Annotated in this window: 5 protein-coding genes; all 5 read right to left on the reverse strand. The window is 41.2% G+C overall.

All coding sequences use genetic code 11. The features are described from left to right. Positions 1 to 780 precede the first annotated feature (780 nt). The 5 genes from ACESQI_RS14985 to ACESQI_RS15005 all read right to left on the reverse strand — a co-directional run bounded on the left by ACESQI_RS14985 (position 781) and on the right by ACESQI_RS15005 (position 12921). Entirely contained in the window at positions 781 to 2463 is a 1683-nt protein-coding gene (locus ACESQI_RS14985) for a DUF4623 domain-containing protein (protein WP_025868232.1), read from the reverse strand. Positions 2464 to 2471: 8 nt separating this feature from the next. Continuing rightward, the gene (locus tag ACESQI_RS14990) at positions 2472 to 4247 is read right to left on the reverse strand and encodes a RagB/SusD family nutrient uptake outer membrane protein (protein WP_195660519.1); all 1776 of its coding nucleotides are present in this window, start codon (positions 4245 to 4247) and stop codon (positions 2472 to 2474) included. A gap of 29 nt (positions 4248 to 4276) precedes the next feature. Continuing rightward, positions 4277 to 7594: a TonB-dependent receptor gene (locus ACESQI_RS14995; protein ID WP_234130573.1), complete on the reverse strand. Its 3318-nt coding sequence runs from the start codon at positions 7592 to 7594 to the stop codon at positions 4277 to 4279. A gap of 27 nt (positions 7595 to 7621) precedes the next feature. After that, positions 7622 to 9142: a hypothetical protein gene (locus ACESQI_RS15000; protein ID WP_025868230.1), complete on the reverse strand. Its 1521-nt coding sequence runs from the start codon at positions 9140 to 9142 to the stop codon at positions 7622 to 7624. A 116-nt stretch (positions 9143 to 9258) separates the two neighbouring features. Then, complete coding sequence (locus tag ACESQI_RS15005; RefSeq protein ID WP_025868229.1) at positions 9259 to 12921, reverse strand: N-acetylmuramoyl-L-alanine amidase; 3663 nt, start codon at positions 12919 to 12921, stop codon at positions 9259 to 9261. Positions 12922 to 12928: the final 7 nt, after the last annotated feature.

Consider the following 12928-nt stretch of genomic DNA (forward strand, 5'->3'; position numbering starts at 1 on the left):
CTAAAGGCAGTGAAGCGAACTATGTATGGAAGGGCAGGATTAGAGTTGCTAAGAATTAAGATGGTGATGGAACATGTCTTTTTCAACTAAATTGAAGAAGAACCATAAGAGTGTGCATTATTATATTGCGAAAGTGTACATTCTTGCGTGTATAAAGTGTACACTTTTGTTTTAGAGGAATCAGTTTAAAATAAATGCTTGTTATAGTAGATGATAATTTGTTACAATGAAATGAATCCTCTTCTTGGGTGTTTATGGAAAAATGTAATGTCTTATAAATTTTCGGACTGTTTGTCGTAGAGAAAACGTTCGAAACTCTACGAGGAATTGAGTGTTTCTCGTAGAGTTTTGAGTCGTTCCTCGTAGAGGAAAAAATGCAATATTTAACTATTTGATAATCAATGGATTGTTCTTTGTTGCTTTTGTTGCTATATTTCTTTGTCTTTCATTTCCTCTTTTAGCCTTTTATGTGTTTTTCTGTTTTGAAAAATAATTATAAATATTTGCCTCGAATTTTATATGCCATTTATCTGAATAAATAAAAAGTGGTTTAAAGATATATTTATTAGGGTAAAATCGGAATGAATATAATAGATGAAGATTGATTGTGAATATAATTATTATTTTAATATGATAAAAGGTACATTATTAAAACACAGATTAACGTTAATTTACGCAAAGATTAAATTGAATTTGCGCTAATTTACGTAAATCTGTGTTTCTGTAGTTATAAATTGATAACTTTATCCAGCTTTTGACGTATCTTTGTTGTAAAGAGTACTATTCTTCGTTTTTTGGAAACTCAATTAAAGCAAAACCAGCTTTAGGACCGGCTGTTAAGATAACAAGCTTGCTTTCTACGGTAGCCCATGCGGTGATACCTGCACAAGCTGCTTGAGTGGCTTCGCCTAACTTATAGGTGTAGATCGGGTCAGGATGTTTCTCATTATAAGCGTTGAAAGCGGGTACCGTACTGAATCCTTCTGAGATATCGTAAATATATAACATTGGGAAAGACCAGGAACTTTGTTGACGACCGGAGGTGAACATTAAGTAACGTCCGTTGTTGTAATTCACAATGTGAGCATCGGTTCCATGTCCTGCATCTCCTATCTTATCAATAGAAGCCAGTAGTCCGCCATCTTTATCGCGTAGCTGAATAGGGGTTATTGTAGTACTTGTGAATAAGTAAGCTTCTTCATTATCTACTTTATTGTAACAAGCATAATAGGTTGCACTGGCAATGTCTGAAATGAATTTTGCTTCACTTACAGTTTGGAAATTTGTTATTGTAAACCGTAAAACTCCTGCTCCTGTATGATTTATAAAATAGACATAACCATTACCGTTTTCATCTAAATCCAGTGACATGTTATCACCAAAACGTCCTGTAGCTTTAATGGATTCGTCAACTACACCGTTAAAGTCCAAAATAAGTTCGGGGATTGAAGAGGCATCGGCATAATGATAAAGTTTCAGTTTTCCGGCATCGGTATCTGCCAGACCGGTTGTGAGATTACAGATATAAATATGTCCCTGAGCCAAGCGTCCTGATGAAATGACATAAGTTCCGCCAGCCATACCGTCTGTACTTAGTGCAATAGGTGCAACTACTCCATCCGACAGGATATCACTTGCTTTGAGTAATTTAGGGTTAACTCCTCCGGACCGGGAAACAATAAACACATATTCTCCATCGAAATCGGCACTTCGGGTATCTTCTGCCACAAAATCCGGCCAGACAGTAGAATTAGTGGTAAAGTCGTGAATGACAGGTGCAGAGAAGTTAATACCCGGCAATAATTTACTGAAACTAATTTCGTAAGTATCGGTCATTCCCAGGAAGTTTAATTCTATAGTACCTGGGTTATCTCTTCTGATGACATTACCGTCTGCCGTAGTCAGTGTATAAGACGTACGTGTAGGTACGAGCAGAATATTTTTCAGGGTAACCTGTTCTTCGTTCGGTGTATTGAGGTAAATCATCTTGTCTGCCGGGTCAATCAGTCCGCTGATTACACTTCCTGTTGATGTTTCCACTTCAATTTTGCTTACCAATGGTGCGGACGCGGGGTCGGATAGGTTGATTACCACATTGTAATTGGCCACGTTTTCACCACTGGTGAGGGTAATATTACCTTTTAATATTTTTTCATTGGGAGCTTCCGGCTTGTAAAAATTGTAAGAATCTGCATCAAAATGAGCTCCCAACGAAATTTTCCCACCGAACTTAATGCGTTGAACATCGGTTTCGGCTGCTACATTATTAAATGTAAGAGTACGGGTTGCGTCGTCGTAAGCAGCGTTATAACGGATACCTCCGGATAACCCGCCATTGGCGATATACAGGTTGTAAATTAATGTCTCTCCGGAAGGATTTTCTACAATCGAGTCGTCATCCTTGCATGCTGTTATGGCCAATGCCGGCAATAGCAGTAATAATATATATTTTATTCCTTTCATATGTATATTTAATTTTCAGATTGCCATTCTTTTGTTTGAGAAAGCGTGTAACCATAGCTTTTATACAAACTGATTTGATTATTAGGAACCGGTTTTATATAATTTTTCGGTTGCGGTAAGTCGCGCGCTGTTCCCGTATTTCGCAATATATATCCTTCGGACAACGTTGCATCTTGCCCGGCATCAGGGCTGATAATCCCCGTAAGAACGATACCGTCTTTTACGGCGGAGGGAAAATCGTCCAATACAATGTAGGCGCCATAACGGTAGTCGGGGTTGTGTTGATTGCACAAGTAATCAAGTTTTTTCCAACGTTTTAAGTCCGCTGAGCGTAGCCCATTTTCATAGCAAAGTTCTACGCGGCGTTCGCGGCGAATTTCCCACAACATAGGCGATACATCGTTGGTCGGTTCCCATTTTGTACGTACCGGGTCATCGTAAATCACGCCGTTAATAGCAGGCTCACCACCGATTTCTTCCAGGTTGGGCATATTTACACGGGCGCGTAACTTGTTGATGGTCGAATTCAATACCTCTTGATTGAAGATGTCTTTTCCGGTAATTGCTTCCAACTCGTAACAAATCTCAGCATAGTTTAGGAGTACTTCACCTAAACGAAGGCAGGGGGCGTCGGTAATGTTTTGTCCACGGTTTTTGAGATTGGGATTACTGCTTTCCCATTCGTCATCTGTGAATTTTCTCAAAGAATAGCCCGAACGCGAATAGCTGTAAGGAGCATTATTTCCACCGACAGGATAATATTTGGGGCGAAAATTGTACGACAAGCGTGGGTCGCGATTAGTAAAGAAATCGGTAGCGGTGGGAGCGAACCAGTATTCATTGTTGTAAAAGACAGGGAATCCGTCACTACGTAAGAAACTTTCGAGCAGTGATTTGCTTGCACCATTCTGCTCTATGTCATAACATTGGTTTACCATGTAGTGCTTCACGGTTTTATCGGAATACTCACGGTACATGATTATTTCCGGATTATCGGATAAGTCATCGGAGGTGAATAGCGATTTATAGTTAGGAGCCAATTGATAGGGGCCTGCCATAACTATTTCAGAAGCAGTTTTGGCAAGCTCAAGGCATTTTTCAGCCATTTCAATATCCTGAAGGTAGTACTTCTGGAATGTACCTTCGCGTAACATAACCCTGGAAACAAGCGCCGCCACCACATATCGGTTGATTTGTAACTTACCGTCGTTCACCCGTACTGTATTATTCAATGCAAATTTGAAATCTTCTATGTTTTTTTCTACTACAAAGTTGCGTGGATCGCGGTCTTTATATAGGTAATCCATATCTTCTTTCTCGTCGCTTTGCTGTAACACTCTGTCGAACCATGGCACATCACCGTACTGAAAAGTTAAGCTACTGTAGAAATAACCTCTTAAAAAATGACCGATACCTAACCAATGATTAATAGTTGCTTCCGGTTCATTCAGACGGGGAGCACTGGCTATTACGTAATTGGCTTTCCGGACATTGGTAAATCCCCAACCACCATCTGTTTCGGGTATGATATTCGGTGCATATGGATTCTGTATAGGAGCCGATATGGCATCGTCGCCTACATCTTCCAACCAACTGGGGTTTTGAGCTGTCCCAAATCCTCCAAACAACGTTGGATAAACACTGTATAAAAAGAGCCGTGCCTGGGTTTCGGTTTGCCAAAATTCCTCATCGGTAAATTTGTCAACAGGCGGACGATCGAGGAAATCATTACAAGAAACGAATAATGCACATCCTAATAGCAATAATAATTTATATGTTTTCATATACTGTAATATTTTTAATTGGTGATATATTAGAACGATACTTGAAGTCCGAATGACCATGTCCTTACGTATGGGTAGATACGACCGAATCCTTGTGTGCCACCGTCTCCGGAAGAGGTATTGGTTTCGGGATCAAGAGGAATATCGCCCAGTTTGTCGATAGTGAATAGGTTTTCACCGCTGACATATACGCGTACTTTGTTTAGAAAAGCTTTTCGGATTAGATTTGTCGGTAACGAATATCCGAGGGTTAAACTCTTCAGACGACAATATGACATGTTAAGCAGATATTTGGTCTGAGGCATGTAGTTACCTCCGCTTTCCGCATAACGGGACGGTTGATTCATTTTAGACAAACGTGCATAAAAAGCATCCGGGTTTTCGGGTGTCCAGTAATCTGTTTGATGTGCGTAATACACTCCGTCTCCGAATTGGTAGCCCGGAATGATTAAATTACCGCTTGCCCAAATTTGACGGCTTCCTACTCCCTGGAAAAATATATCCAAATCGAAACCTTTGTAATCTAACCCGATACGTCCGCTGTATTCGTAGCGTGGAGTAGAGTTACCAATTACTTTCAGGTCACCATGATTATCAGCCGTAAAATCACCGCGATCAATCACTCCATTGCCATCCAGATCCTTATATTTGATATCACCTGGTAAATAACTTGCAATACCGCTTGTTCCGCTATATTCTAAAAAACGGCTTTGATCAGGAATATCGGCTTTTAAGGTTCCGTCCGGATTGAAATCGTCTGCGGTAAAGAAACGGTCGGTTTCAAATCCCCAGATTTCGCCAAGTACCCGACCTTCATAGTTGCTGCCATTAAGTGATTTAGTTCTGTTCGGATGTTTGGTTATTACAGTGCGGGCATCTGAAATATTGGCATTAACGCGTAGCTTTAATTGATTTGCGAATGTGTGGTTGAAGTCCAACGCTAATTCCCAACCTTTGGTAGTCAGTTCGCCAATATTTTTATAAGGAGCCGAAGCACCGAAAGCGGAAGGCATCTCGTTTCCTTGTACTACCATTCCATCGTTTACGCGTTTGTAAACATCGAACGAAGCACCGAGTTGACCGTTTAAGAAGCGCAAATCAATACCTAAATCGCTTGTTACGATATTTTCCCATGTAAAACCCTTTGCCAAAGTTTGCGGAAGTCCGAAAGTGGTCATATTGACGTTATTGATACTCCAACCAGACGAAACCGATGACAATATTGCCCTGAAGCGGTCGGCACCGATATTAGGATTGCCTATACTACCGACAGAGGCACGTAGTTTTGCAAAACTTAATACAGGCTGCAAAGAATGCATGAATGATTCTTCGCTGAGAATCCATCCAATCGAGCCGGAAGGGAAAAATCCCCATAACTGGTCGAGAGGGAAATTAGATGAGCCGTCATAACGTCCATTCAGTTCTAAGAGATAACGGTCTTTCAACGAGTAATTAATACGTGCAAAGAAACCTACGGAAGCCCAGTCACTTTGTGAACCATAAACAAATCGTGTACCTTCATTATTAGAAGTTGTTGAAATGGTGTGCTTGCTCGGATCTAACAATTCACGAGCTTCACCATTTAAATAGTTATAATCCTCATATTCGAGATTAAAACCGGCAAAAGCGCTTAGGTTGTGTTTACCGGCGAATTCTTTACTATATCGTAAAACTGCATTAGCAGTATGATGATTAGTTAAATAGTTGTACTGATCGTATTTGTCGTAAGATGATGCAGTATAGGTTGTCAGATTGTTAATGTCACCTGACCAAAAATCAATGGCCGTTACCTTACCTCCACGCAGTTGCCGGAGACGGCTATTGGTTATGTACGAATAATCAGCTTCCAATGATAAACCTTTTGTAATCTTTAATGTAGCTCCCAATGTAAAGCGCATATTGTTTGTAGCATCACTATTTTTATTGGCTTGTGCTGTTTCGGTAAGAGCACTGCGGAACGGTTGTCCGTTATATGTTCCGTACGGATATATCACCGGCCAACGGTATATGTAATATAAGGGGTCGTAAGTTGAGCTCGAATAAGTGAATGGAGTCTCCAGTACAGTACGCGAGAACATTAGTTGTGAACGTACTTTCAACCATTTAGCAATTTCTGTTTCGGTCTTGAAGGTAACGTTATAGCGGTCGTATTGGTCATTATTCACTTTCAAAACACCTTCGTTACCCATATAACCTAAAGACAGGTGGTAACTGGTTTTACCAGACTTACCGGTCACCGATAAATTATGATTTTGAATAAAACCATTTTGGATGTACATATCGAATGGATCCCATGAACGATAAAAACGAAGCCCTTTGTCGGTAATTTCAAAATCGCGTCCGGCCACCATCTCGGGGCTAAGATTCATACCGCCAAAATTACGTTCCCATTCCTTCATCCGCTCAATAGCATCGTTATCCCATTTCATTCCGGCATCACCTACAAATTCCGAGTCGTTGGGGTTATTACGTCTCCATGCTTCTAATGCCATGGCAGCCGACTCGTAAGACTTGGCCATCTTAGGTAAACCGATGGGAGAGGTCCATGCAAAGTTGTTGGAGTAAGTAGCTGTAAATTTATCACTATTCTGTCCTGATTTGGTTGTAATCAGTACCACGCCGAAGGCAGCCCGTGAACCATAAATGGAGGATGAAGCGGCATCTTTCAGTATCGAGATATTCTCAATATCGTCAGGATTGACCATGTTCAAATCGGTTACTTCAACGCCATCGACCAAAATAAGCGGTTGTGAAGCACCGCTGTCTTCGTTCAATAGAGTACCCTGATCACCGCGAATACGGATTTTGGGTGTTGTTCCGATACGTCCCGAAGTAGTGGTGACAGTTAGGCCCGGGGTTGAACCCTGTAAACCACGGCCTACATCTGTCAGTGAGCGACTTTCCAACTGTTTGGCTATATCCACTGTACCTACTGCACCGGTCAAATTAGCTCGGCGTTGGGTGGCATAACCTACCACAACTACTTCGTCAATCACTTTGGAATCTTCTCTCATTTTGACATTAATGATACTACGAGAACCTACTGTTTCTTGTACGGATACATAACCTATATAGGAGAATTGTAGAACAGATGTAGTCGATGGTACGGTAATCTTATATCTGCCGTCAATATCAGTAACAGAGCCGATAGGAGCACCTGCCACTTTGACCGATACACCGATTAACGATTCGCCATTACTGTCAGTGACAGTACCTGTTACACTTTTCCCTTTCTCTTGTGCAATTGCGTATACCGATACCATTATCAGACAGGCAAACAAGAATATTCTGTTCCGCATATGCCTGGCGTAATCGATATATTGCATGTTTAATTTCATATTATCCATAGGACTTTTGTTTTGTAAATTTGTTAATTACTTGTTTATAATTTTATCTACTTTTGTGGTACCGTCGGTGTACGTTGTTTTTTTCAATAATAGGCCTTGGGCATCAGCTGGGACGGTAATACCTGCCGGCGTATTGTATGAAACGGATTCCACAACTTTGTCGTTAGTCGCGGTGTGGACGCCCACTGCTGTGTTGATTATCTCCAGTACGGAAGTAGAAGGGGCGGGGGTCGTAAATGAGTTTTCTGTCTTGGGAAGCGCCCATACACCTAATGCATTATTATCACCGGTTGCATATACATTACCGGCAACGTCAAATACAACTGTATAGCAGGTACTTGTAAAAGGAGTATTAATAACGTATTTAGATGATAAGGCAGGGGTGTTATTATCGTCCCAAGTGACATCAAAAATATGTATTTGCCCCTGTGTGTTTCTTTCATCGATAGTGCCTGCGGTAGCTACTAAACTTTGATCTGTATTTAAGCCTACTACACCTCGGGTGTTGCTTCCTAATGCTCCCATAGAGCTATAATCTGCCACGCCTGAAGAATTCATATGGATTAATCCGGGATTAACTCCGCTTACAGGGTCGGTAGCCCTGTGCTGTGCAACCCACCAGCCTCCTTTGTCATCTGGAAAAATCATACCATTTCCATTGGCTATGCTGCCGGGATATGTAAGGGGAGTCGGGGCATCGACCCAAGGAGAATCCAGATTTCCGATTTCGTATAAATTGATTTTTTGCGGAAGATCTTCGTCATAGGTATAAAGTTTGGTATCTGCTCCTGTTCCTGTTATATAGCAATGTGAAACCGAACCGTGAATAAATACTTCACCTTCCTTTGCATTTCCACCGGTAATTGTTCCTCCAAATACGGAAACCGCGTCTGTAGTGGGAGTTGCAGGATTCCAGATGTGTACACCACTGGTTTCGTTATCGCTCCAATCGGTAATGTAAATTCTGTCATCGGGTGCTACAGTTAACCGTAACGGACTTGCAGGACTATCTGAAAAGTTTCTGGACCAAGCATTTTCTCCTTGCCCTGTGATATCAGCGAAAGCTGCATCAAAAACATATATACCTCCGTCGGTTGTTTTATTTTTAGAATCAGTAACATAGATGTGACCGAAATAGGGACTATCGAAATTATTGTTGATAGCCAACCCTCGAGGTGTTGTAAGAGTTTCGGTAGTATTGCCGATGAGAATCGGTTCGCTACTTGTTTCAGTTCCGGTTGCTTTTAATTTCCATGTGTAATTTCCTGTGGGGACTGTACTCAAATCGACAGAGATATTTGTATGGTTCCCCTTTGTTAATGCTTCGGATTCAGTAATCTGAATCTCGTGAGGGGGGGCCGTCTCTTTCTGAAGAATAATTGTTAATGACGTAGCCGGAGCATTTAGTGTATAGGAAATTTTCACTTCCTGATTCGTGTTATCAACTGCATTTGCACTCAGTCCAGAGGCATAAATGTTGGGCTCTTGTGCATGTAATGCTGTTATTGCCAGAGACATGGCAGTTACAATAGTAAGAAATCGTCTCATAGTAGTTAAATTTTGGATGAATAATAAATATGTATGATAATCTTATAGTTAATACAAATACAGAAGAGCAGTTCTGCCGTTTTTGGGGTAATCATAAAGATTACCCCAAAAATGTATTACTGTTTTAGAATACGTTTATTGGTAATACCTTCGGAGGTTTTAACCAGTAAGGCGTAGATACCTGAATTCAGAGTTTGTACATTGACCTTGGTTTGTGCAGCATTTATTATGCCGCTTCTTACCGGTATACCTTTGGTGTCATAAAGTACATAGCTTTCTGCATTGATACCTGCTGTTGCATTGATGATAATTTCGTCTTTTACTGGATTCGATATGTAAATACAATCACTTAAATTTGCTTTGTAATGAGGTGTTATGCCTGTACTCTGTTTTACAGAAGCATGTGTAGTATACGTATTATCGGATTTAGGAAGAGAATATACCATCAGGCGTTCATTATAGTTAGAAATCAGATAGAGATTACCCGCTGCATCGAAAGCCATATTCTGCAAATAGTCGGTCGCTTCTCCCCAGTCAATACTGCATTTAGCGGTGAGAGTCGGTTTGTTACTTGCATCGTAAACCACATTGAAAACTTCTACTTTACCGGCTTTTGTACCTATTGCCAGTGCAGAACCATCTGCGTTCACTGCCATGGCTCCCTGGTATGAACTTGGAAGTGATGAACTGCAATTGTAATCTAGTTTGCCATTGGTGGCGTGTATCAAAGCCGGAACACTGGCTCCGCCTGTACCTGCACGGTATTGACACATCCACCATCCGCCGTGGGTGTCCGAAGCAATTTGGCCATATGAATTCTGAAGGAGATTACCATTTTGCATGTCATCATAAATAGTAGCACTGGGGGCTGATACCCAGGGTAATACGGCTGTACCAATATCATAACGATAAATGCCTCCTGCTACCGGAGAAGCCGGACGGTTGTAAGTAAACAACTTCGTTTCAGTACCACTTCCTATGATTTTTATATCTTCTATTGGATCGTGAATAAAAGTTCCGTCTACTGTTACCTGACCGTTGGAAGTATTAAGCGTTCCGCCAAATAATGGAGAAAAATCTGATGCAGGATGGGCCGCATCCATTATGTAAATTCCTGAGTTACCAAATGAACTGTCGGAGATATAAACTTTACCGGAGGCATCTGTTGTAATTCCTCTTGGAGCATATTGGTAACTGGCATTTACGTTGGCTCCCCATGCTATATTGCCGGTATAACTTTTGGCTCCCTGATTGGTGACGTCTGATAAAGCTGCATCCAAAATATAAATACCTTTTTGCGTTGTCCGGGGATTCACTGGTGTTCCTTCCGAGATGAGGCCACCGGCAGATTCTGATACGTATACCCGGCCGAAGAATGGGCTTTCAGGATTGTTGTCTACGGCAACACCACGCCCCGAATAGAACTGGAATATAGGAGAGTCGTCGCTTATTTTAACTGGGTATGCTACAGGACGTGAACTTGCTGTAACACTCCACGTATCATAATTGGTTGTTCCGAACGGATTGGTTATGACTTGTGCTCCTTTGTTTAGTGCCCCTGCATTGTAACTGGTTAGGGTTTCACCTTCCTTGTAGACTGTAATGAATACCGATGAAGCGTCTTCGTTCAATGTAAATTTAAACTCATTTGCTGGACTAATTGAGAGCTCGGAAGCGTAGATATTAGCTACCGGCTGGATTTCGGTTTTGTAAATGGCGGCACCTTGTCCCTGTGCCCAAATTCCGATTTTGATATCATAATTGTTTACTACAATAGATGATGCCAAATAACCGGCACGGGTTGTACCTAAACCTGCTTCGGGATATTTATCTGAAATTCTAACGGCGTTACTCAACCCATTAGTAACATCAAAGAGTGCTATACCTGCTTTTGTTGCATCGGCATTGCAAACTGGTGTAGCCATAAATAGATGTCCGGCATAACGGGCAAACGTGTTTCCGTAGGCAGCTACCGGTACCTCGGTAACAGTTAATTCACCTTTTTTCAACAAGGCAGCACCATCGACGGCCGACCAGTCGAATTTATATTCGGTAGTATGCATCACATCACTGTCGACAATGATATGGTCGTAACCGGAAGGAGATATGGTAAACTTAACATGTTCTCCCCATATAGAAACCGGATAATTAGTATCGGCACCCATATATTTATCAGTAACGCTTTTGGTTTCATTTTTGTAATTTAAACCGACAATGCGATAGTTTGCACCGGACTTAACCGTGTAATAGATATATAAGTTTGAAATGGCACCGGCTACGGTGAAAGTTTCTCCTATTTCGGCATTTGTTGTATTGGCTTGTTTTTGGGTAGTGAATAAAACTGTCGGGGCAGCATCGTCGTTTTCCCATTTGTATACTTTAAACATTGTGGTAGCGGAAGCATCTGTTATTTTGTTGCAAGCCAGTAAAACATCATCGGCACTGAAAGCAATGTCACTAAGAATGGAACTTCCACCTGTGATGCCGGTTAATTCTAATTCTTTGATAATTTCTTGTGTTTCGGCATTTATTACTATAATTTTAGGATCGGTGGTCAAAACATACAGTTTTCCATTGCGTTGAAGTATTCGTCTGATTGATGAACTGTTCAGCCATGCAGGATTTTCGATATTACCGTCCGTAATAAAATCATATTGGCTTAATGCTGTTGCACCATCGCCCTGTTCGGGTGCAGGATAATCAGGAACAATGATATTGATGTTTTTCAAAAAGGCTTTTGAGTATGTAATTTCGGATGCGGTAACTGTAACATCTACTGTCTTACTTTCGTAATTTTCCAATGAAAACGATAATTTATAATTACCGGGTTTCAGGTCATAAAAGGCATAAATACCGTTGTACCAGTTGTCAGTGATATAAGTTTGTAATACTTGTGAACCGTCTGCATTGAGCAGTTTTACGGTTGCTTCATTGAGTGGTAACCATTGGTCATCACTACCGGGCCTGTAGGTAAATTTCGGCTGATTAAGAATATCTACCAATTCATTTTCGCTTTTCACGAAACCTGCAATTGTGCCTGTTGTCGGCATATCGCGTTTAAAATAGTTATGAAAGTGCTGAAAGAAACGTATAGCTTCGAGTCTGCAGAAGTCGTTGTTCATTAAGCGATGGGTTTCTGGTGGGTAATCATGGAATGAACCTTCAGAAAGGAATCCCGGTACAGTTAACGGGCGTAGAACTCCTAAACCGAGATTATCGCCATAAAATGTAAAATCACCACGCAGCATCGGAGTGGGGCTTGTCCAAACGGTCAAAGGATTGTTAATCTGAGAAAGGCCTGATGATTGTACCATTGGTAAACTTTGTGCTATAGTTGGCTGATCATTGTATCCATGATACAATAATAGAAGATAGTTGGTCGTTGTATTCAGGGCATTGCTATGGATTGATAAAAAATGATCCACATTATTGGCATTAGCTTCTTCAGCAATTTCTGATAAGTCACGGTCGCCACCGCCGACAAATTGCTCACCGTCACGGATACCGCTTGTGTTATCTGTACGCGAGATAATGACAGTAGCACCTGCTGCTTCAAGCAACTCTTTCAATGCTAATCCTTTTACCAGATTAGATTTGGATTCCCAATAGCCATCAGGAGAGGTCCATACTTCGGGAACAGGAATGGTCCAGATGCTCCGGTCGTTACTATCGTATCCACCATGTCCTGGGTTGATATAAATTTTGACACCAGTCAAATCAATTGCTTGAGCGGTAAAAATCGTCAAAATAGAAACTATGAGTAATGCTAGTCGTTTCATAATTGAG

It is taken from the genome of Bacteroides sp. HPS0048, assembly GCF_964240755.1.
GTDB lineage: Bacteria > Bacteroidota > Bacteroidia > Bacteroidales > Bacteroidaceae > Bacteroides > Bacteroides nordii.

Excerpts from the sequence above, each read along its gene's own strand:
- ACESQI_RS14985 (WP_025868232.1), bottom strand. The coding sequence starts at position 2,463 with ATGAAAGGAATAAAATATATATTATTACTGCTATTGCCGGCATTGGCC.
- ACESQI_RS14990 (WP_195660519.1), bottom strand. The coding sequence starts at position 4,247 with ATGAAAACATATAAATTATTATTGCTATTAGGATGTGCATTATTCGTT.
- ACESQI_RS14995 (WP_234130573.1), bottom strand. The coding sequence starts at position 7,594 with ATGGATAATATGAAATTAAACATGCAATATATCGATTACGCCAGGCAT.
- ACESQI_RS15000 (WP_025868230.1), bottom strand. The coding sequence starts at position 9,142 with ATGAGACGATTTCTTACTATTGTAACTGCCATGTCTCTGGCAATAACA.
- ACESQI_RS15005 (WP_025868229.1), bottom strand. The coding sequence starts at position 12,921 with ATGAAACGACTAGCATTACTCATAGTTTCTATTTTGACGATTTTTACC.